At 60.7% G+C, this 20,458-nt stretch carries 19 protein-coding genes; 2 read left to right on the top strand and 17 right to left on the bottom strand.

What is annotated here, in order from left to right:
* Positions 1-6 precede the first annotated feature (6 nt).
* From ACPYOP_RS01065 to ACPYOP_RS01045, 5 genes are all read right to left on the bottom strand, one after another.
* Positions 7-408, bottom strand: a complete 402-nt coding sequence (locus ACPYOP_RS01065) for a hypothetical protein (RefSeq protein WP_481408532.1) — start codon at positions 406-408, stop codon at positions 7-9.
* Positions 405-1,355, bottom strand: a complete 951-nt coding sequence (locus ACPYOP_RS01060; RefSeq protein ID WP_481408531.1) for a phosphatidate cytidylyltransferase — start codon at positions 1,353-1,355, stop codon at positions 405-407. The genes ACPYOP_RS01065 and ACPYOP_RS01060 overlap by 4 nt, the downstream gene beginning before the upstream one ends.
* A 2-nt stretch (positions 1,356-1,357) precedes the next feature.
* Complete coding sequence (locus ACPYOP_RS01055; RefSeq protein ID WP_481408619.1) at positions 1,358-2,005, bottom strand: lysophospholipid acyltransferase family protein; 648 nt, start codon at positions 2,003-2,005, stop codon at positions 1,358-1,360.
* A gap of 206 nt (positions 2,006-2,211) precedes the next feature.
* Positions 2,212-3,807, bottom strand: a complete 1,596-nt coding sequence (gene serA / locus ACPYOP_RS01050; RefSeq protein ID WP_481408530.1) for a phosphoglycerate dehydrogenase — start codon at positions 3,805-3,807, stop codon at positions 2,212-2,214.
* 143 nt (positions 3,808-3,950) lie between these two features.
* The gene (locus ACPYOP_RS01045; protein ID WP_481408529.1) at positions 3,951-5,129 is read right to left on the bottom strand and encodes a phosphoserine transaminase; all 1,179 of its coding nucleotides are present in this window, start codon (positions 5,127-5,129) and stop codon (positions 3,951-3,953) included.
* 265 nt (positions 5,130-5,394) lie between these two features.
* Here ACPYOP_RS01045 and ACPYOP_RS01040 point away from each other — a divergent pair, with 265 nt between their 5' ends.
* Positions 5,395-6,180 (top strand): glycosyltransferase family 25 protein, encoded by a 786-nt coding sequence (locus ACPYOP_RS01040; RefSeq protein ID WP_481408528.1) that lies wholly within the window; start codon positions 5,395-5,397, stop codon positions 6,178-6,180.
* A gap of 110 nt (positions 6,181-6,290) precedes the next feature.
* Here the strand turns inward: ACPYOP_RS01040 and ACPYOP_RS01035 are convergent, their stop codons facing one another.
* Together ACPYOP_RS01035 and ACPYOP_RS01030 are read right to left on the bottom strand one after the other, a co-directional pair.
* Positions 6,291-7,130 (bottom strand): outer membrane protein, encoded by an 840-nt coding sequence (locus ACPYOP_RS01035; RefSeq protein ID WP_481408527.1) that lies wholly within the window; start codon positions 7,128-7,130, stop codon positions 6,291-6,293.
* Positions 7,131-7,371: 241 nt separating this feature from the next.
* Positions 7,372-8,220 carry an outer membrane protein gene (locus tag ACPYOP_RS01030; RefSeq protein WP_481408526.1) on the bottom strand — a complete coding sequence of 283 codons (849 nt, stop codon included), beginning with the start codon at positions 8,218-8,220 and terminating at the stop codon, positions 7,372-7,374.
* 318 nt (positions 8,221-8,538) lie between these two features.
* Here ACPYOP_RS01030 and ACPYOP_RS01025 point away from each other — a divergent pair, with 318 nt between their 5' ends.
* Positions 8,539-9,093: an SH3 domain-containing protein gene (locus ACPYOP_RS01025; protein WP_481408525.1), complete on the top strand. Its 555-nt coding sequence runs from the start codon at positions 8,539-8,541 to the stop codon at positions 9,091-9,093.
* Between the two features lie 82 nt (positions 9,094-9,175).
* Here ACPYOP_RS01025 and glmM read toward each other — a convergent pair whose 3' ends face one another.
* From glmM to tolQ, 10 genes are all read right to left on the bottom strand, one after another.
* On the bottom strand, positions 9,176-10,528 hold the full coding sequence (gene glmM / locus ACPYOP_RS01020; RefSeq protein ID WP_481408524.1) for a phosphoglucosamine mutase: 1,353 nt from the start codon (positions 10,526-10,528) through the stop codon (positions 9,176-9,178).
* Between the two features lie 370 nt (positions 10,529-10,898).
* Positions 10,899-12,842 carry an ATP-dependent zinc metalloprotease FtsH gene (ftsH, locus tag ACPYOP_RS01015; protein ID WP_481408523.1) on the bottom strand — a complete coding sequence of 648 codons (1,944 nt, stop codon included), beginning with the start codon at positions 12,840-12,842 and terminating at the stop codon, positions 10,899-10,901.
* 116 nt (positions 12,843-12,958) lie between these two features.
* Positions 12,959-14,290: a tRNA lysidine(34) synthetase TilS gene (gene tilS / locus ACPYOP_RS01010; protein WP_481408522.1), complete on the bottom strand. Its 1,332-nt coding sequence runs from the start codon at positions 14,288-14,290 to the stop codon at positions 12,959-12,961.
* Between the two features lie 5 nt (positions 14,291-14,295).
* Positions 14,296-15,312 carry a tol-pal system protein YbgF gene (gene ybgF, locus ACPYOP_RS01005; protein ID WP_481408521.1) on the bottom strand — a complete coding sequence of 339 codons (1,017 nt, stop codon included), beginning with the start codon at positions 15,310-15,312 and terminating at the stop codon, positions 14,296-14,298.
* Positions 15,313-15,471: 159 nt separating this feature from the next.
* A complete protein-coding gene (pal, locus tag ACPYOP_RS01000) occupies positions 15,472-16,005 on the bottom strand; it encodes a peptidoglycan-associated lipoprotein Pal (RefSeq protein WP_120664904.1) in 534 nt (177 codons plus the stop codon).
* A 152-nt stretch (positions 16,006-16,157) separates the two neighbouring features.
* Complete coding sequence (gene tolB / locus ACPYOP_RS00995) at positions 16,158-17,462, bottom strand: Tol-Pal system beta propeller repeat protein TolB (RefSeq protein ID WP_481408520.1); 1,305 nt, start codon at positions 17,460-17,462, stop codon at positions 16,158-16,160.
* Between the two features lie 28 nt (positions 17,463-17,490).
* Positions 17,491-17,922, bottom strand: a complete 432-nt coding sequence (locus ACPYOP_RS00990) for a hypothetical protein (RefSeq protein WP_481408519.1) — start codon at positions 17,920-17,922, stop codon at positions 17,491-17,493.
* Positions 17,922-19,163: a hypothetical protein gene (locus ACPYOP_RS00985; protein WP_481408518.1), complete on the bottom strand. Its 1,242-nt coding sequence runs from the start codon at positions 19,161-19,163 to the stop codon at positions 17,922-17,924. Before ACPYOP_RS00985 ends, ACPYOP_RS00990 begins: the two co-directional genes overlap by 1 nt.
* 9 nt (positions 19,164-19,172) lie before the next feature.
* Entirely contained in the window at positions 19,173-19,631 is a 459-nt protein-coding gene (tolR, locus tag ACPYOP_RS00980; RefSeq protein ID WP_481408517.1) for a protein TolR, read from the bottom strand.
* A gap of 26 nt (positions 19,632-19,657) precedes the next feature.
* Positions 19,658-20,377: a protein TolQ gene (gene tolQ, locus ACPYOP_RS00975; protein WP_481408516.1), complete on the bottom strand. Its 720-nt coding sequence runs from the start codon at positions 20,375-20,377 to the stop codon at positions 19,658-19,660.
* Between the last annotated feature and the right edge of the window lie 81 nt (positions 20,378-20,458).

Genomic DNA, 20,458 nt, shown 5'->3' with positions numbered 1-20,458 from the left:
GGCCCCTCACCCCTCATGATCTCGCAGCCTTCCGCCTGATATCGAATAATTGTAGATCGCCGCATAGCTGGAGGAGACCAGCAGCGGCACGGCGATGGTCTTCAGGATCTCCGGTGTACCGCTCAGCGCGTGGATGACGATCAGGATGGTCGCGGAGCCCAGACAGGCGATCAGCGGCGGCGCCCAAAGGCGCGCAAAGCCGCTGAACCGCCTCGACAAAGCCTCGACCACGGATTTCAGGAACAGCGTCAGACAACCCGAAAGCACGCCTTGCACGAAGCCTGATATCAAAGGGCGCGGCATCGGGTGCATGCGATTGGCGAAAACGGCCCAGCTGCCCATGGCAAGGAATGCGAAAAGCACATGCACGATACTGCTGCCGGCAAGCGCTTTCAGCTTCCCGCTCATGACAGCGACCACCAGAAGCGCACGAGATGGAAGAAGATCGGCGCGGAAAAGACGACCGAGTCCAGCCGGTCGATCAGCCCGCCATGCCCCTCGATGAGATGGCCCCAATCCTTGACGCCGCGATCCCGCTTGATCGCCGACATCACGAGCCCGCCGAAAAAGCCCATGATCGTGATGACGAAGGCGAGCAAGCCGGCCTGCCGCGGCGTGAACGGCGTCACCCACCAGAGCGCCGCCCCGATCAACGAAGCACTGATCACGCCGCCGACAAAGCCCTCCACCGTCTTCGACGGCGAAAGCCGCGGCGCGATCTTGGTTTTCCCGAAAAGCTTGCCCCAGACATATTGCAGGACATCGCTGAGCTGCACGACGATCACCAGAAAGGCGATCAGCAGCACGTTGCGGCCTTCATAGCCGGGAATATGCAGGGTCAGCAGCGCCGGCACATGCGAGGCGCAGAAGACACAGATCATCAGCGCCCATTGCACCTCGGCGATGCGCACCAGAAACCGCTCGGTATCGCCGCGCAATACCGCGATGATCGGCATGAAAAGGAAGGCGTAGACGGGGATGAAGATCGAATAGATGCCGTATTCCTCGGCCCAGAGCAGGTAATATTGCACCGGCAAGGCCACGAAGAAGGCCGCGGCGACCGCCCAGTGATCCGCCCGCTTCGTGTTGATCAGCGTCACGAATTCGCGCAGTGCCGCAAAGGAGCAGAAGGCGAAAAGCAGGATGACGCCGGCGCGGCCAGCCACAAAAGCGATGCCGATCAGCACCACCATCACCCACCAGGCCTTGATGCGCGCATTCAGGTTTTCGATTGCGGCGTTCGATCCGTCGGGCGACAGGCGCTGTTCCAGCACATAGCCGATGATGGAGGCAACGATCAGGACGCCGAAAATGCCGAGAACAAGATGGATCAGATCGGCGCTTGCCGCACTCATGCTCAATCTCCCGCCCGCTTCGGCGCCAGCGCCAGCAACGCTGCTTCAGCTCTCGCCAGGAACTGCGCCTTCTCCTCGGCCTCGCCGATATGCAGCGCCTCGCCGAAGGTAACGGTACAGATCAGCGGAATAGGCACGAACTCGCCCTTCGGCATGACGCGATTGAGATTGTCGATCCAGACAGGAATGAGATCGATATCCGGACGTGCCTGGGCAAGATGGAAAAGCCCGCTCTTGAACGGCTGCAGCGGCTGCTCGGTCAGATTACGGGTGCCCTCCGGAAACAGGATCAGCGAAGAACCGGCATCGAGCGCCTGGGTCATCTGCGTGACCGGATCCTCCTTGCGCGCCTCGCGATCCCGCTCGATCAGTACGGCATTGAAAACGTCGCGGCCGATGAAGCTGTTCAGCGGCGATTTCAGCCAATAATCGGCACCCGCCACGGGGCGCACGCGCCGGCGCAATCGCGGCGGTAGGACAGTCCAGATCAGAATGAAATCGCCATGGCTGGAATGATTGGCGAAATAGACGCAGCGGCGGGTTTGCATGCCGCTCTCGGGCCAGATCGCCCGGACGGCGGTGATGGCCCGCGCAAACAATACGATCGCCACGGAAGCGGGTTTGGCCAGCCACTCGATCGGCGTGCCCATCCCTTCCCCGAAAATATTCTTCCGCAATGCCTCCATGACAAAGAAATAGGCGCGTTTCATCGGCCTCGATAGTCCACAGGCTGACCTTATCCACAACCCTTGCAATCATGAAGGAAGCCCCGCGCAACTTGCCTCGCGCCGGGCTTCCGGATTGGCTCTTGGGAGGAGCGAAGTATGTGGCTGCCGCCCTTTGAAGGCGGACAGGTTCAGTCGACGGCAAACACCAGCGGCTTTGCCTGACGGATCGCCTGATGCGCCGTCAGCTTGGCAAGCACGTCATCGCTGAGCGGGCCGTCGACATAGAGCAATGCGATGGCATCGCCGCCCTGCTTGTCGCGTCCGAGCTGGAAGTTGGCGATGTTGACGCCGGCCGAGCCGAGCGTCGTGCCGATGAAGCCGATCATGCCGGGAACGTCGGTGTTGGCGATATAGATCATGTGGTTGCCGACATCGGCGTCAAGATTGATGCCCTTGATCTGGATGAAGCGCGGCTTGCCATCCGAGAAGACGGTGCCTGCAACGGAGCGCGTCATGCTGTCGGTGGTCACCGTCAGCTTGATGTAGCCGTCATAGACGCCGGTCTTGTCGCGCTTGACTTCGGCGAGCACGATGCCCTTTTCCTTGATCATGATCGGCGCCGAAACCATGTTGACGTCGGCAACCTGATTGCGGATCAGGCCGGCAAGCAGCGCGCTCGTCAAAGCCTTGGTGTTCATGTTGGCGGTGACGCCATCATAAAGGATCTCGATCTCCTTGATCGGATCGTCCGTAACCTGGCCGACAAAGGCGCCGAGAACATCGGCAAGCTTGATGAACGGCTTCAGGATCGGCGCTTCCTCGGCGGTGATCGAGGGCATGTTGATGGCATTCGAGACAGCGCCCTTTACGAGATAGTCCGCCATCTGCTCTGCGACCTGCAGGGCGACGTTTTCCTGCGCTTCCGTTGTGGAGGCGCCGAGATGCGGCGTGCAGACGACGTTCGGCAGGCCGAAGAGCGGGCTTTCCTTGGCGGGCTCGACTTCGAAGACGTCGAAGGCGGCGCCGGCGACATGACCAGACTTGATGGCGGCGGCAAGGGCTGCCTCATCGACCAGGCCGCCACGGGCGCAGTTGATGATACGCACGCCCTGCTTCATCTTGGCGATCGCGCTCGCGTCGATGATGTTGCGGGTCTTGTCGGTCAGCGGCACGTGCAGCGTGATGAAATCGGCGCGGGCGAAAAGCTCGTCGAGCTCGACCTTGGTCACGCCCATTTCCTCGGCGCGCTCCTTGGAGAGGAACGGGTCATAGGCAACGACGTGCATCTTCAGGCCGATGGCGCGGGCAATCACGATGGAGCCGATATTGCCGGCACCGATGATGCCGAGCGTCTTGCCGGTGATTTCGACACCCATGAACTTCGACTTTTCCCACTTGCCGGCCTGGGTCGAGGCATCGGCAGACGGAAGCTGGCGGGCGACGGCAAACATCAGCGCGATGGCATGCTCGGCGGTCGTGATCGAGTTGCCGAACGGCGTGTTCATGACGATGATACCGCGGCGCGAGGCGGCCGGAATATCGACATTGTCGACACCGATGCCGGCGCGGCCGACGACCTTGAGGTTCTTGGCCCCTTCGATGATCTTCTCGGTCACCTTGGTGGCGGAACGGATGGCAAGGCCATCATAATTACCGATGATTTCGAACAGCTTGTCCTTGTCCTTGCCAAGCTGCGGCTGGAAATCGACTTCGACGCCGCGATCGCGGAAGATCTGGACGGCGGTTTCCGACAGTTCGTCGGATACGAGAACGCGAGGTGCCATTGAGGCCTCCTGAAAAGGGTCAGCTACGACGAGCAATCCGGGAAAGGTACGAAACGGCTTTCCGTATGGAATTGCGTGAAAACAACGAGAATTTCGGGATGCTGGGCTCCGCCTTTTCGGCGGAGCCATGAACGCTCAAAGCCTCAGGCAGCAGCCTGGGAGAGCGTCGCCTTCTGCGTTTCGAAAGCCCAGGCAAGCCAGGGCATCAGCTTCTGCATGTCGGAAGCTTCGATCGTTGCACCTGCCCAGATGCGCAGGCCTGACGGCGCATCGCGGTAATGGCCGACGTCATAGGCGACGCCTTCCTTCTCAAGCAGTGCAACCAGGCCCTTGGCGAAATTCGCCTGGCCATCGGCATCGAGAGCGACGATATCCTTGTCGACGATCTTCAGGCACACGGAGGTGTTGGATTCCGTCTCCGCCTTGACGGCGAGATTGGCGATCCAGCCGTTGGCGGCAACGAAGTCATGGATGACCTTGGCATTGGCATCGGCACGGCCGACCAGCGCCTTGAGACCGCCGAGGTCCTTGGCCCAGAGGAGAGCGTCGATATAGTCTTCGACGCAGAGCATCGAAGGCGTGTTGATCGTCTCGCCGGTAAAGATGCCTTCGATCAGCTTGCCGCCGCTGGTCATGCGGAAAATCTTCGGCAGCGGCCAGGCCGGCTGATAGGTCGTCAGGCGCTCGACGGCGCGCGGCGACAGGATGATGATGCCATGCGCGCCCTCGCCGCCCAGAACCTTCTGCCAGGAGAAGGTGACGACGTCGAGCTTGGCAAAATCGAGGTTCTGAGCGAAGGCGGCCGAGGTGGCGTCGCAGATCGTCAGGCCCTTGCGGTCGGCGGGAATGAAATCGGCGTTCGGAACGCGGACGCCCGAGGTGGTGCCGTTCCAGGTGAAGACCACATCGCGGTCGAAATCGACAGCGGAAAGATCGGGCAGCTCGCCGTAGCCGGCTTCAAGCTTGCGGACGTCCTTGAGCTTCAGCTGCTTGACGACATCGGTAACCCAGCCTGCACCGAAGCTTTCCCAGGCGAGCATGTCGACGCCGCGTTCGCCGAGCAGCGACCAAAGCGCCATCTCGACGGCGCCGGTATCGGAAGCCGGCACGATGCCGATGCGGTAATCCGCCGGCACTTCCAGAATTTCGCGGGTGAGATCAATGGCCTGCTTCAGCTTTACCTTGCCGACCTTCGCGCGGTGCGAACGGCCAAGGGCCGCATCGGAAAGAGCATTAAGTGTCCAACCTGGACGCTTCGAGCATGGACCAGAAGAGAAATGAGTATTATTCGGACGGATGTCCGGCTTGGCGAGCTTAGTCATGATGCTATCCTCTCAGATAGAAAGCTCCTCGTTGGGGAGGAGTGTCCCGCCGCCGGGTATATGAGAAGCCGAGCGCAAGCGCAATAGTAAAATTTGCGGATGGCGCTCGATCACAGAGTCGTGCGAAAAGTTTGATGGTGCGTAAGTTCCGCACAATGAAATTCAGCCAAATTTGGCCATAGAAAAACTGGTTTTTATGCCGAAGCACAATCATATAAGGCTTGGCGCCCCCCGGTCGCGCCGATAGAAATAACAAGTGTGCTCAATGTCACTAACTGCGCTCGCCGAAACCCCGTTCATGCCAGCACAGACCGTGCCGGTCTATCTGATCAATATAGATCGCGCGACGGAGAGGTTGGCGGAGATCCGACGGCAGAGCGATGAATTCGGCTTCCGATTCGAACGCATCGACGGCGTCGACGGCGCCCTCATCCCGCGCGACCAATGGACCGATGTGGACCATGATCGTTTCCAGCGCCGCCACGGCCGGACTATCCTGCCCGGTGAATATGGCTGCTATCGCAGCCACCTTTTGGCACTGCGTCGGTTTCTTGCGAGCGACGACGCAATGGCCATCATCATCGAGGACGATGTCGCGCTGGACGCCGATTTCCTGGCGCGCGCCATAGCCGCAAAGGATGCCGCCCCCACCGCCGACCTGATCAAGCTCGTCAACCACCGCTGGAACGGCTTCCGTGCCACGATGCGCAGCCGGAAGGGAGACATCGTCGGTCGCTGCCTTTTCGGCCCACAGGGTTCGACGGCCTGCTATCTCGTCACGCGCCGCGGCGCCGAGAAAATCGTCAAATCGCTGGCGATCATGTCGTTGCCTTGGGACGTAGCCGTCGAGCGGGGCTGGGACATGCAGATCTCGATCTTCAGCACACGCGCCAATATCGCCGGCTTCAGCCGATTGCAGCGAACCACCATGATCGGCTGGCGCCGCGATTATCGCGCTGCCAAGTCTTCCGCGTGGCGGCGCATACCCGCCCACATCTTCCGTACCTTGGATTTCTTTCGCCGTATCAACTACGTGCTGACGACGCCATAGGGCAATTCCAGGAAAAATGCGCAGCGATTTTCCGCCCGGAATTGCCAGGAAATAAAGAAATAGGGCGACTCAGGGATTCCGTGAAAAGCTGAACCGCTCTGACCTCGAGCCTACCAGGTCGTGATCCTGAGCCCGATGCGGATTTCGTGGCGCGAGAGCGCGCCGTCACGGCCCATCGTGCCGCCCGCAGCCGAATCGGCGGCGGAAGAGCCGAACATGTCTCCGCCGGCGACGTGGGAGAAGCGATAACCAAGGTCGACCTTGATATTCGGCGCGACTTCATAGGCGACGCCCGCCATCAGCGCATAGGTCATGCGCCAGTCGCTGTCGCCCGGATAGCGCGCGCTGACCGAAGCCGCGCCACCGCAGCCGGAAGCACCGTCCACGCAGGAGCCGACGGCATTGACGCTGCTCCACGAGACGCGCGTCGCGCCCAGACCCGCACCGACATAGGGCGTAAAGCCGGCAAGCGTTCCGAGATCGACGTAGCCGTTGACCATCAGGCTACCGGCCCTGAAGGAGGAATGCGCCCTTGTGGAGCAACCGGTGCCCGCGGCGCCGCCAAAGCAGGACGAATTGCTGGAGACACGGCCGTCGAAATCGCCGCTGAAGAAATCTCCCGTGACATCGGCGCGAAACAGGTCGTTGAATTGATAGCCGACACCCAGGCCGCCGGAGAAATCGCCGCCGAAGCGGCTGGAATCGAAGCGGCTCGAACTGTAGTCGCCACCGGCTGGATCGTAAGCGCGGAATCTTGTGTTGCTGCGGCTGGCATTGACGGCATAACCGACATCACCGCGGACATACCATCCCTTCGCATCCTTGACGCTGACCTCGGGGACGCTGACCTCGGGCACCTTGATTTCCGGCGGCGTATCGCCCGCAAGAGCAACGCCCGCCGATGCGCCTGCCATCGCTGCAGCCAGCGCCAAAGCGTCAAAACGGATCATTACCCCTCGCCTTCCATCCTCGGGCGAATGCCCGCGCGTCGAATCGGTCGGCCCTCGCTTCCCTGCAAGCCCAGCAGAGAAGAAACCCTGCGGAAAAGCCGCCATTCTCATTTCATTAACCATAGGGAATTCATGGTTAATGAAGCTTTAAAGCGTGGAAGAATTGCTTAACGGGGGAGAGAAAAGAAAAAACCGCCCGGCGGAAACCGGACGGCTTTTCAAAGACTTGCGCGAACTACGCTTATTTGTAGACCGGCTGAGGCGGAATATCGGCCGGTGGCATGTAGCTTGCCGTCTCGCAGCCGCCGAAGGTGTAACGGGCACCGATGCGGGCTTCGTGCAGGTTCAGGCCCTTGTCGTAGCCGGGGCCGCCATTTTCAGCGAAACCGAACATGTCGCCGCCCTGGATATGACGATAGCGATAGCCGACATCGGCCTTGAGATTGCAGCTCAGATCGATGGAGGTACCAGCCATCAGCGCGTAGGTGAAGCGCCAGCTGCCGCGGCCGTTATGCGTAACCGACCCATCGCAGGAGTCCGGATTGGCGTCCGAGCAGGACGTGTTCTTCAGATTGCTCCACTTGACGTAGGTGCCGCCGAGACCACCACCGACATAGGGCGTGAAGATGCCGTAGGTGCCGAGATCGACATAAGCGTTGGCAAGCAAGCTGAAGGCCGTCAAGGATGCCACGTCGCGGGACGTTGCCGGAACGGAGGTGAAGTCCGGACCGCAGCCGCCGCAATTGCCTTTTGTCGAACCCTTGAAGTCGGACTTGAAGAGATAGTCGAACGTCAAGTCCGTGCGCAGGTAGTTGTTGATCTGATAACCGACACCGCCGCCGAGTGTGAAGTTGTCGCCGAGCGTTCCCCTATCGAAATCGACCAGGCTTGAGTTGGAGCCCTGGAAATAGTTGGCGCCGCGCAGCTTCGTGAAGGCATAGCCGACATCGCCGCGCAGGTACCAGCCGCTGGATTGGGCGACGGTCACCTCCGGCGCCGGCTGGACCGGTTCCGGTGTATAGAGATCAGCGGAAAAGGCCGACGTGCCGACAAGCAAAGTGGCAAGTGCTCCTATTATGGATTTCATCATCGCTTTGGCTCCAAATTTCTTGCCTTGGCACAGCAGATGCTTGCCAATCGAAAAGACATGACAGGGATAATGATGAAAATGAGTTAAAACCTGATTAACTACGAATATTTACCCTGTTTATTCAGAGACTATACTTTATTTAATATATTAGAAATTGATGATTTTACAATAAAGAGAATGAGATGCGGCCGTTTCACCTCCTCCCTTCTTCGTGAGGACATGCATCCCGGGCGCCGTAGAGCCCCGGATTTTTAAAGAATTGGCAAGAATAGCGCCATTACAGTGCGATGGCCGGGAAGCTAACTCAGGAGGAAGTCTTTGACTTGCCATCGGAAAATATGGGCCTGCCTGGGGCTCTTTATCCTCTTCCTGAGCCAGGCTGCTCTGGCCGGCGCGATGCCGATAAAGCCAGTCGCGGCCACCGCATGGAACAAGGGTCGTGAAACGGGATTGCCGATCCCTCGCTATGTTTCGCTGAGAACTCAAAAGGCACGCATGCGCGTGGGGCCATCGACCATCTACACAACCAAATGGATCTATACGAAACCCGGCCTGCCCCTGGAGATCATCGACGAATATGGCCATTGGCGGCAGGTCCGCGACGACGCCGGGGTCACCGGCTGGATGCATAGCGCCCTGCTCTCCGGCACTCGCACGGCACTGATCGCACCCTGGCTAAGCAAGAATGCCATGCTGCGCGCAGACCCCAATCCGGCCGCTCGGGCAGTTGCGGAGCTGCAGCCCCGCGTCCTGGTTTCGCTGCAATCCTGTAGCGGAACCTGGTGCCGTGTTTCGGTAAAGAACCATACGGCAAGAGGCTATGTCAGGCAGGAAAAACTCTGGGGCGCCTATCCCGGCGAAATGTTCCAGTAAGCCGCCCTGGCCTCACCGGCGGAAAACAAAATGGCCGCCTCGATGAGACGGCCACAGATTTGAAGATCCGGTATTTCCAGCCTCAGGCTGCCGAGCGGACGCTCGAAATCACGTCGATCAATCCGCCGACGATACGCTCGATCTGGCCGCGATCGTCGCCTTCCGCCATGACCCGGATCAGGGGCTCAGTGCCGGAAGGGCGGATGACCAGGCGGCCGTTGCGGGCAAGTTCGCTTTCCGCATCGGCGATTGCCTGCCGCACCTGAATGTCCTCCAGGGGCTTGCCGCCGGCAATGCGAACATTGCGCAGCAGCTGCGGCACGGGCTCGAAACGCCGGCAGACTTCGCTGACGGGCTTGCCGGTGCGTTTCACCGAGGCAAGGATCTGCAGAGCGGCCACGAGCCCATCGCCCGTCGTGCCATAATCGGACAGCACGATATGGCCCGATTGCTCGCCGCCGACATTGTAATTGTGCTGACGCATATGCTCGACGACATAGCGGTCGCCGACGGCAGTGCGGGCGAGCGACATGCCGCGCTCTTCCAGGAAACGCTCAAGGCCGAGATTGGACATGACGGTCGCCACGATGCCGTTGCCGCGCAGCGTCTGGCTATCGGCCCAGCTCTCCGCGATGGCAGCCATCAGCTGGTCGCCATCGATGATCGTGCCGGTCTCGTCGACGATGATGACGCGGTCGGCGTCACCGTCCAGCGCGATGCCGATATCGGCGCGCACTTCATCCACCTTCTTCTGCAGGGCGACAGGGCTGGTGGAGCCGCAATTCAGGTTGATATTCATACCGTTCGGCTCGTTACCGATGGTCACGACGTCGGCGCCGAGTTCCCAAAGGGCGGCCGGGGCAACCTTGTAGGCGGCGCCGTTGGCGCAGTCGATGGCGATGCGCAGGCCTTGCAGCGTGACGTCACGCGGCAGCGTGCGCTTGGCATGCTCGATATAGCGGTCATGCACGCCATCGATACGCTTGGCGCGGCCGATATTCTCAGCCTTGGCAAGATGCTCGGTCATGTCCTTGTCGAGCAGATCCTCGATCTTCATTTCAAGATCGTCGGACAGCTTGTAGCCGTCCGGCCCGAAAAGCTTGATGCCGTTGTCTTCGTAAGGGTTGTGCGAAGCGGAAATCATGACGCCGATGTCGGCACGCAGCGAACGCGTCAGCATGGCGACGGCAGGCGTCGGAATGGGACCGAGAACGAAGGCATCGACGCCGGCCGCGGTGAAGCCCGCCACCATTGCGTTTTCCAGCATATAGCCGGAAAGGCGTGTGTCCTTGCCGATGACGACGCGGTGACGGTGACTACCACGATGGAAGATCGTGCCGGCGGCGATACCCACGCGCATGGCAAGATCCGGCGTCATCGGATAGATGTTGGATTGACCGCGAATTCCGTCAGTTCCGAAATAGCGACGTTTCATATGCACTCCTGTCGTTGCTGCATCTTCGCGAGACATGCAGCGGCATCGGAAACACTGCTCTGAATCCAGAGACGCTTCGAGCATCGATGCCTGTGGCTCTTGCCACAGATTGTAAAACTCGGCACTTAAATTACCGAGACCGCCTATTACAACGCGTTACCATTAATAAGCACTAAAAAACCGCATTAGGTGGAGACGGACAATATTCCAATTCACAACATAAACTGCCCATATTACTTCCCCGCCTACGACGATTGTGTATCGCCGGGCTGCTCTAGCAGCGTCACCCTTGCCATACCGAAAGCAAAAGGCCAGCTCCCTTCTCAAGGCGCTGGCCTTTCGCATATCGAGATATAAGCACCTCGTTCCGTCAGCGCGGCTGCGGTTCGAAGCCGCCTTCCGGCTCGTCACCCTTAGCACCGAGCGAACCATCCTTCTTGGCGCCGGTCTTCGGAACGGCCGAGCCGCGGCTCGGCGGCGTGTCGTCGCCGAGGTCGCGCGCGGGCTTTTCACCGCGGATGAGCGCCTTGATCTCCTCGCCGGTCAGCGTCTCGTATTCGAGCAGGCCTTCCGCCAGGGTCACGAACTCATCGTGCTTCGAAGTGAGGATATCCTTGGCTTCACGATAGGCTTCATCGATCAGGCGGCGCACCTCGTTATCGATCTTCTGCGCCGTGGCTTCCGACACATTTTTCGACTGCGAAACGGAGTGACCGAGGAAGACTTCCTGCTGGTTCTCGCCGTAGGCGACCTGTCCGAGTTCATCGGAGAAGCCCCACTGGGTCACCATCGCACGGGCAAGCTTGGTCGCCTGCTCGATATCGGAAGATGCGCCCGAGGTGATATTCTCCTTGCCGAAGGTCAGTTCCTCGGCAACGCGGCCGCCCATCATGATGCAGAGGCGCGAGACCATCCACTTGTAGCTCATCGAGTAGCGATCGCCCTCGGGGAGCTGCATGACCATGCCGAGTGCACGGCCGCGCGGAATGATGGTTGCCTTGTGCAGGGGATCGGCGATGGCGACATTGAGCGCGGTAATGGCGTGACCGGCTTCGTGGTAGGCGGTGAGCTTCTTTTCCGCCTCGGTCATTGCCGAAGAGCGGCGCTCGGCGCCCATCATGATCTTGTCCTTGGCGTCTTCGAATTCCTGCATGGTGACCAGGCGCTTGTTGCGGCGGGCGGCCATCAGGGCGGCTTCGTTGACGAGGTTCATCAGATCGGCACCGGAGAAGCCGGGCGTACCGCGTGCCAGAACCTTGAGATCGACGTTCGGAGCCAGCGGAACGTTGCGGGCATGCACTTTGAGGATGCGCTCGCGGCCGACGATATCCGGGTTCGGCACCACGACCTGGCGGTCGAAACGGCCCGGACGCAGCAGCGCCGGGTCGAGAACGTCAGGACGGTTGGTGGCGGCGATCAGGATAATGCCTTCATTGGCCTCGAAGCCGTCCATCTCGACCAGCAACTGGTTGAGCGTCTGTTCGCGCTCATCGTTACCGCCGCCGAGACCGGCGCCGCGATGGCGACCGACGGCGTCGATTTCGTCGATGAAGATGATGCAGGGCGCATTCTTCTTCGCCTGCTCGAACATATCGCGCACACGGCTTGCGCCGACGCCAACGAACATTTCGACGAAATCGGAACCGGAGATGGTGAAGAACGGCACATTGGCTTCGCCGGCAATGGCGCGCGCCAGAAGCGTCTTACCCGTACCGGGAGGTCCCACAAGCAGAACGCCGCGCGGAATACGGCCGCCGAGGCGCTGGAACTTCTGCGGATCGCGCAGGAACTCGACGATTTCCTCCAGATCCTGCTTGGCTTCGTCAACACCGGCGACGTCATCGAAGGTGACGCGGCCATGCGCTTCCGTCAAAAGTTTGGCTTTGGACTTGCCGAAGCCCATCGCGCCGCGCGAGCCTCCCTGCATCTGCCGCATGAAGAACAGCCAGACGCCGAGGATCAGGAGCATCGGCAGCAGCGTGCCGAGATAGCTCAGGAAGCTCGAGGAACCGTCCGATTCCGGACGGGCGGCAACGGTGACGTTCTTGGACTGCAGGCGTTCAAGCAGGCTGTCATCGATGACCGGAGCGTAGGTCTGGAAGGCCGAACTGCCTTCGACATAGCTGCCGATGATGCGGTTGCCCGTAACGGTCACGTCGCGGACGCGGCCGGAATCAACTTCCCGAAGGAACTGCGAATACGGAACTTCCCTGGAGCCTGTTTGTGCCGGCGCGTTCTGGAACATGCTGAACAGAGCAATCAGTAGCAAGGCTATGATTGCCCACAGAGCGAAATTACGAAAATTAGGGTTCATCGAACTCCCCAGCACTGAAACTTCCGCCGCTTAAGCGACGGCATTACTTGATCCCTAACATAGGGTTGCGCCAAGCCGTTGCCAAGGCAAACCGCATCGCCGCATGTTTTTTCCGTCTATAGGACCGAAAGCGGCGGCCGCATATAGGCTTCACGGCCAAAAGCGATTGAGAGCCGATCTGCGAATGTGAGGTCGAATCGTGTCAAAAAGCGGTCGAAAGGCGCAAGATAGGGCACGACCGCAACCGACGCTGCCTTTGTCCCCGCTTCCGTCGCAATCAGCGGCATCGCTGCGCCGGCGCGCTGCACGGCCCCTTTCGGCAGATTCGATGGAAAAATCGTTATATTCTCCATTCCGGCGGCGCGCACGTTGACGAGCGCCCGGCCCAAATTGCTGATCTCGAAGCGGCCATCCCAATTGGCCTTTTTGCCTGGTGGAACCGATATCGGTGCGATATTGCGGCTTTCCCGCATGAGGTAAAGCCCATCGCGGCGCAGGTCGAAGACCACGCCGCCAGCCGTGCGCCGGCCGGGATTCCCGCCGTTCACAAATTCGAGAACACGCTCCATTTGCGCACGTCCCGGCGCGTAAGCCCTGCCACCGAAGACGGCGGCAAGGTAGGACAGGGCATAGGTGACGACGGCTTTGTCCACCGAAAGGCCGGATCGATCGATAACACAAAGCGCATTCGCATGGATGGTGACGTGTTCGTCCAGCCATGCGGCCGCTTTCCCGGACAGTGCGGCGCGGCCGGCACCGCCATCCCCCGAGAGCGATCCCGCCGGATCCGCTTCAAGTTCCATGCGCGTACGCACGCGCTCGTATCTCATATCCGCGTTGCTGGGGTCATCGAGCCAGGATATGCCGCGCATCGTGAGCCAGGCTCTGATGTCCATCCGCCGACAGGTGAGAAATGGCCTGACAATCCAGATGCGCCGGTCAAACAACACCGCATCGGCGATGCCGGTGCTAGGACCGTCCACCTCCTCCAGCCGGCGCTTGCCGCGCATGACCATGGTCTCGCGCTGATCATCCATGGTGTGTGCCGTGACGATGATATTGGCCGAAATCTCCTCGGCGAGACCGGCGAGCAATTCATAGCGGGCCTCGCGCGCCGCGGCCATAATGCCGGTTGCAGGCTTTTCACCCTGCCAGCGACGGGTAAAATGGGAAATGCCGCGCGACGCGCAGAGTGCTGCGACCTCTCGCGCTTCGTCCGCCGCGGCGGCACGCAAGCCATGGTCGATGGTCGCGGCGCTCAGGGTGATATCTCTGCGGGAATAGGATTTCAGCCGCTCGTCCAGGGCAATCAGAAGCCCGATGGAATCGCTGCCGCCGGAAACGGCAACCAGAATGTGAGCAGGCGTCGATAAGGACTGTAGGAATTCCGTCGCGGCGGCTTCTGGCATGAGGGCTGTGGCACCGCCGGTCACAGCGTCAGTAGACATGGCGGTCAGCAGGCAAGCCGCTTCTCTTCGCTGGCGACCTTGCCGGTCACGGCTTTCGAGGCCTTCGGGTAGCGCTTGGTCACTTCGCGAAGCGTGGCGCAGGCCGTGTCCTTGTTATCAAGGGCGGCAAGCGACATGCCGAGCTTCAGGAGCATTTCGGGTGCCTTCTCGGAGCTGCTATATTTCTGATGCGCATTGAGGAAGGTTTTGGCGGCATCATTATACTTGCCCTGCGAGTAGAGCGCCTCTCCGAGCCAGAAATTCGCATCCGCAGCCCGCGCGCTGCTCGGATAGCTGTCGAGATATTGGCGGAATTCCTGTTCGGCCACGCTGTAGTCGCCCGACAGGACATGGCCGTAGGCAGCCTTATATTGATCGCCTTCATTGCCGAGGGAAGCGGTCTGCGTTCCCGAGCCGGCACTCGGCGGCGCGCCCGAGCCATTGCTGGCCCCCGACATGGAGGAGCCGACCTGTTTGCCGCCCGGGTCGAACTGGATCGAACCAAGCTGGCTCGGCGGCTTGCCCGCGCCGCTCCCCTGTTGGGAAGCGACATCATTGTTCTGCGAATCACCGATGACGCCGGCAATATCATCCTGCTGCTGGCCGCCGGAGCCCGACGCGGGAACATCGGCCTCGCTCTTCTTCATCGCACCGCCCGCGGCCGGAGCACTGCCGCCGCGCTTTTCGAGCTGCTGGAAGCGGAATTCGTTGTCTTCCTGCGCCTTGCGGATCTGTTCCTGCATCTGCAACAGCTGATAGCTCATTTCCTCGACGCGACCGTTCAGCTGGCGCATCTGGTCTTCGAGCCGCTGCAGGCGAACTTCGGCATCACTGTTTTGAACATTGACGACCGGTGCCTGGCCGTATTGCGCTTGTCTCTGATACGCATTGCTGGAAGCCGACTGCGCGGAAGCATCGCGGCCTCCGAGGTGGATTCCAAACAGCGACAAGGCAGAAGCATCGCGCTCACTACCTGCAAAGGCAGCGAGACAAAGCATGCTCGCCACGACAAGTTTTCTCATATGGATCGTCCTGTCTCATTGATTCTTCGGGCCAAGGGCTCGAACAGGAGATTTTTACAATTGCTCTCAAAAAGCAACGGAGTTCGGCCAAAGTGTGGTCAAAAAAGTAAAGGCGGCCGGGAGGCCGCCTTTACTCATTCTCGACTGGCTTTTGACCTATCAGGAACCGGCGCCGTTGAGCACGGTGACAGCGCGGCGGTTCTGCGACCAGCAGGAAATGTCGTCGCAGGTCGCGACCGGACGTTCCTTGCCGTAGGAGATCGTCTTCATGCGCTTGGCCGGAACGCCGCGCGAAGCGAGATAGTCACGGGTAGCGGCTGCGCGGCGGGCACCGAGTGCCAGGTTGTATTCGCGCGTGCCGCGCTCGTCGGCGTGGCCTTCGACGGTGATCGCGTAGTTCGGATAGCGAGCGAGCCACTGAGCCTGACGGTCGAGCGTCTGGCCGGCGTCCGAACGGATCGAGGTGCTGTCGGTGTCGAAGAAGATGCGATCGCCGACATTGACCGTGAAGTCCTGCGGCGAACCCGGAGTTGCATTGCCGGCACCGTTCAGGCCGAGACCGTTGGCATCGTTCGGCAGGCCCTTCTTGGAAGCGCAGCCAGCCAGAGAAAGGCCAACGAAAAGCGCGATCATGATCGGGTTGCGGGCGAGGTTCTGCATGTGGCCAACGGCCGGGGTTGCGATGCGGCTCATGGCCGGTCTCTCCTTAAGTCTCTATCAGGGTTGCCAGACTGTAACCGGGTTCGGTTAATGCGATTTCAACAAATATGGTTAATGATGTCCTAAAATCGTCCCGAAAGGGTCCACTCACAGGACTTTGCGGCGATAAAGTGGCGAGCCCTTCACTACTCGAGAAGCGGCGACCATGCCGGGTCGGAAGCGAAGCCAGGCGTCGGGATCTTCTGTTCGTTATAGCCGGTCAGGTCGATCGAATAGAGCTGCGGGCCGCCGGAGCCGGCGGGCTGGCGGAAGAACATGATGACGCGGCCGTTCGGTGCCCAGGTCGGGCCTTCGTTATGGAAGCCCGTGGTCAGCAGGCGTTCCCCCGAACCGTCCGTCTTCATGACGCCGATGGAGAAGCTTCCGCCGGACTGCTTGGTGAAGGCGATGAGATCGCCGCGCGGCGACCAGACCGGCGTGGAGTACGAACCGTCACCGAAGGAAATGCGGCGCTGGTTGGAGCCGTCGGCACCCATTACGTAGATCTGCGGCTTTCCGCCGCGGTCGCTTTCGAAGGCGACTTGCGAGCCGTCGGGCGAATAGGACGGCGAAGTGTCGATCGCGGCCGTCGAGGTCAGGCGCGTCGTCGTGCGAGAACGCAGGTCCATCGTATAAATGTTGGCATTGCCTTCCTGCTGCAGGCTCATGATGACACGCTGGCCATCCGGCGAGAAGCGCGGCGAGAAGGTCATGCCGGGGAAGTTGCCGACCAGTTCGCGCTGGCCCGTCTGCAGCTGCAGCAGATAGACGCGCGGCTGCTGATTGGCGAAGGACATGTAGGTCACTTCCTGCCGGTTCGGCGAGAACCGCGGCGTCAGCACCAGATCGCTGCCGTCGGTCAGCATGCGCACATTGGCGCCATCCTGGTCCATGATGCCGAGCTGCGTCTTGCGGGCCGTCTTCGGGCCGCTTTCGGCGACGAAAACGACGCGGGTATCGAAATAGCCCTTCTCGCCGGTGATCTTCTGATAGATTGCATCGGCAATGATATGGGCGACGCGGCGCCAGTTATCCGGCTGGGCGAAAAACTGCTGGCCGATCATCTGGCTGTTGCCGAACGTGTCCCACAGGCGGAACTCGGCACGAAGGCGACCACCTTCCTGCGTCACGCGGCCAGTCACCAAAGCCTGGGCATTGATCGAGGTCCAGTCCTGGAAGCGCGGGGTCGAATCCGGATTGGTGATCTTCTCGATGAAGGCCTGCTTGTTGATCGGCGCGAACAGACCAGAGCGCTGCAGGTCGGCGGCGATCACGCCCGAGATCTGCGGGCCGAGCGTATCATTCGACAGAAGGTCGGTGATAGCGATCGGCATCGGCTGGACGTTGCCCTTGTTGATGTTGAGCTCGACCACGGCATAGGCCGGAGTAGCGAACGCTGCGGTCAGACCTGCCAGCACCAGCAGGAGACGAACGAGGGAGTTTCTGATCATATGTGCCAAGCCTTTCAGCATTAATTCGTCAGATAGCCGGGTCGAAGTTGATGGTAACTTCTTTCCAGTCGTCATATTGATCTGTTGGCAGGTTCTTGAACGGGGTAGCCGGAAGCACGGCTCGCATCGCGCTTGCCGCCATGGCTTGCTGCGTCGCCTTGGGGCCGCCGGTCACGGTAACCTTCGGCTCGCCCACAATCTCTCCGCTTCGGCTGAGCTTGAGATGCACCCGGACGCGGACATCTCTCGCTCCCTCCAGGCCCGGAACCATGTTCCAATTCTTCGCGATATCTTCGCGCAGGCTGTTCGTAGCCAATTTTTCATGCGGTTGCGCGGCGGCAGGGGCAGTGGCGTTCGACGCGTGTGTCAACTTGGGAACCGTCAGCATCATCCCCAAGGCCATAAGCAGGCTGAGGCCAATGTGCGGACAGTGATTTGTCATAGACTGCAATCCCAGCATCACAGCCCCAAGTCTCTCGGATCGAAGTTGAGCACCAGCTCGTTCCAACCATCCGCGCCGTCGTATTTATCCGGTGGCAACAATCCTCCGGCGTTCACTTCCTTTTGCAAATCGGTTCGGCTCTTTAACACCGCACGCTCGGCCGCACCCCTTAGGGCTTGCTGTGTCGTGGCCGGCCCACCGCTGACGGAGACTTCCGGTGCGCCGACAATCTGGCCTGACTTGTCGAGACGAACATGAACCTTGATCGTGACATCGCTTGCCCCTTCCATGCCGGGGACAACATTCCAGTTCTTACCAATCAGATCGCGCAAACCGTCCTTTTGGCTCTGACTGAGCTTGCCGCCGCCAAGCGATTTCATGCCGCCGCGCGAGGCAACCTGCGCATCCGCGCCGGCCGAGGCCGGCTTCGATGAACGCGCCGCACCGCCCTTCGACGATGTGTTGTTCAGCATCGCCGAGATGTCATCAGCGTTGAAATCGCTGGCGGGCGACTTGGCTCCCTTGGGCGTCTCGCGCTTCTTGTCAGCGTCCTTCTTGCCGTCGTCGGCCGACGTTGTCTTGCTCGTGCTCTGCGTCGTCGTTTTGTCCGTCGGCTTGGCGTCGGCGACCTTCACGTCCGGCTTCGGCGCCGGCTTGACTTCCGGCTTCTGCTCGGCGGTCTTCGGCGGCGTCGGCTGCGGCTTGATATCCGGCACAGGAATATTGTTCGGCACCGGAATTTCGGCCTGCTGGGTCGGCTGTTCGGTCGGCGTCGCATCGGCCTTCGGGGTCGGCGGTGTGACGTCCGGCTTCGGCGTTGGGGTCACGTCCGGCTTCTGCTGCGGAATGGCGGCCACTTCCTTCGGGGCGGCCTCGGTTTCCTTCTGCTCGATCGTCTTGACGTCGTTCGGCCGCGGATCGTCCTGCGGAACGGGCGCGTCGACCTTCTTCGGCGCTAACGCCGCCGTATCGCTCTCCGGCCGTTGGATCGGCACCACAGGGTTCTTGATATCGACTTTGTTCTCGCCGACATTCTGGGCGTTGGCGACCTGATCCTGCTTCGTGGTCTGCTTGCGCGAGACGTGGTCCGTCACCGGCGCCTTCTTCTCGCCCTGCTGGAGCTGGTCGGCAGTCACGATATCGACATCCATCGCCGTGCTTTCCGGCGTCTCCAGCGGCGCCGGCGCACTCAGTGTCACCATGGCGCCGATCAGCACCAGGATATGAATGACAGCTGATGTAGCAATACTGCGCTTCATGTCGGTTCGTCAGTGATCCGTTACTTGCTGCGTGACCAGGCCGATATTCTTGTAACCGGCTTCCTGAATGCGTGACATAACGTCGGCGATAACACCGTAAGGCGCTTTCGCATCGCCCTTTACGAAGATGCGTTCGCTATAGCCGGTGGTGGCGATCGCCTTCAGCTTGTCCGCGATTTCGGCGGCCTGGATCTGCGATTCGCCGATGAACACCTGCCCATCGGCCTTGATCGAGATCGTGATGGGCTGGGTCTGGGCGTTCAATGCACCGGCCTGCGTCTGCGGCAGGTCGATCGGCACGCCAGATGTCATCATCGGCGCGGCCACCATGAAGATGATCAGCAGCACAAGCATGACGTCGACCAGCGGCGTCACGTTGATCTCCGAGATCGGGCCGCCCCGGCCGCCGCCGCGACGACCGCCACGGCGTCCACCGCCGCCGCCATTTCCTCCAACAGACATTCCCATGCGAATACTCCGGTTCTGTCCGCGATTTACTGCGCTGCCTGACGCGGCTGCAGCTTCTCATCGATCTGGCGCGAAAGGATGGCGGAGAATTCGTCCGCGAAACCTTCCATGCGACCCGAGAGCTTGCCGGCATCGCCAGAGAACTTGTTGTAGGCGATAACGGCCGGGATAGCGGCGACCAGGCCGATGGCGGTCGCCAGCAGCGCTTCGGCGATACCGGGCGCAACAACCGCAAGGTTGGTCGACTTCGAACCGGCGATCGCCTGGAATGAGGTCATGATACCGACGACCGTACCGAAAAGACCGATGAACGGACCGGCGGAACCGATGGTTGCGAGTGAGCCGAGACGGGCGGTCAGATGTTCCGATTCGCGCGCCAGCGTCACGTCCATGGCGCGGTCGATACGCATCTGCAGGCCGATCGGCGAGCGGGCGCCGCGCTCGAAGGACTTCTTCCATTCGCGCATGGCGGCGACGAAGATGGCGCCGAGGCCGGTATTGTTGCGCTCCGAAAGCGTTCGGTACAGCTCTTCGAGCGACTGGCCCGACCAGAAGACCTGCTCGAAATGATCGAACTGCCGGCGCGCTCGCGCATAGCTCAGATATTTGTCGATGACGATCGCCCAGGTCCATACGGACGCTGCCAGCAAGCCGATCATGACGAGCTTGACGACCAAGCCCGCCTGCATGAAGAGCGACCAGAGCGTGATGTCCGGTGTGGCCGCCGCCAGTGCTACTTGTTCCATTGATCCAAAATCCCCGAATCCAAACGCCCGGCGCTAGACCGGGCGGCTAAAAGTGATCTCACAAGAATTGTTTGGCAGCCG

The sequence above is a fragment of the Rhizobium sp. KNZ2-6A genome, from assembly GCF_056755475.1.
This window is presented reverse-complemented; position numbering and strand designations above follow the sequence as displayed.

Bases quoted from the DNA above. Each gene is read 5' to 3' on its own strand.
- ACPYOP_RS01065 (WP_481408532.1), bottom strand. From the start codon at position 408: ATGAGCGGGAAGCTGAAAGCGCTTGCCGGCAGCAGTATCGTGCATGTG.
- ACPYOP_RS01060 (WP_481408531.1), bottom strand. From the start codon at position 1,355: ATGAGTGCGGCAAGCGCCGATCTGATCCATCTTGTTCTCGGCATTTTC.
- ACPYOP_RS01055 (WP_481408619.1), bottom strand. From the start codon at position 2,005: ATGGGCACGCCGATCGAGTGGCTGGCCAAACCCGCTTCCGTGGCGATC.
- serA (WP_481408530.1), bottom strand. From the start codon at position 3,807: ATGGCACCTCGCGTTCTCGTATCCGACGAACTGTCGGAAACCGCCGTC.
- ACPYOP_RS01045 (WP_481408529.1), bottom strand. From the start codon at position 5,129: ATGACTAAGCTCGCCAAGCCGGACATCCGTCCGAATAATACTCATTTC.
- ACPYOP_RS01040 (WP_481408528.1), top strand. From the start codon at position 5,395: ATGTCACTAACTGCGCTCGCCGAAACCCCGTTCATGCCAGCACAGACC.
- ACPYOP_RS01035 (WP_481408527.1), bottom strand. From the start codon at position 7,130: ATGATCCGTTTTGACGCTTTGGCGCTGGCTGCAGCGATGGCAGGCGCA.
- ACPYOP_RS01030 (WP_481408526.1), bottom strand. From the start codon at position 8,220: ATGATGAAATCCATAATAGGAGCACTTGCCACTTTGCTTGTCGGCACG.
- glmM (WP_481408524.1), bottom strand. From the start codon at position 10,528: ATGAAACGTCGCTATTTCGGAACTGACGGAATTCGCGGTCAATCCAAC.
- ftsH (WP_481408523.1), bottom strand. From the start codon at position 12,842: ATGAACCCTAATTTTCGTAATTTCGCTCTGTGGGCAATCATAGCCTTG.
- tilS (WP_481408522.1), bottom strand. From the start codon at position 14,290: ATGTCTACTGACGCTGTGACCGGCGGTGCCACAGCCCTCATGCCAGAA.
- ybgF (WP_481408521.1), bottom strand. From the start codon at position 15,312: ATGAGAAAACTTGTCGTGGCGAGCATGCTTTGTCTCGCTGCCTTTGCA.
- pal (WP_120664904.1), bottom strand. From the start codon at position 16,005: ATGAGCCGCATCGCAACCCCGGCCGTTGGCCACATGCAGAACCTCGCC.
- tolB (WP_481408520.1), bottom strand. From the start codon at position 17,462: ATGATCAGAAACTCCCTCGTTCGTCTCCTGCTGGTGCTGGCAGGTCTG.
- ACPYOP_RS00990 (WP_481408519.1), bottom strand. From the start codon at position 17,922: ATGCTGGGATTGCAGTCTATGACAAATCACTGTCCGCACATTGGCCTC.
- ACPYOP_RS00985 (WP_481408518.1), bottom strand. From the start codon at position 19,163: ATGAAGCGCAGTATTGCTACATCAGCTGTCATTCATATCCTGGTGCTG.
- tolR (WP_481408517.1), bottom strand. From the start codon at position 19,631: ATGGGAATGTCTGTTGGAGGAAATGGCGGCGGCGGTGGACGCCGTGGC.
- tolQ (WP_481408516.1), bottom strand. From the start codon at position 20,377: ATGGAACAAGTAGCACTGGCGGCGGCCACACCGGACATCACGCTCTGG.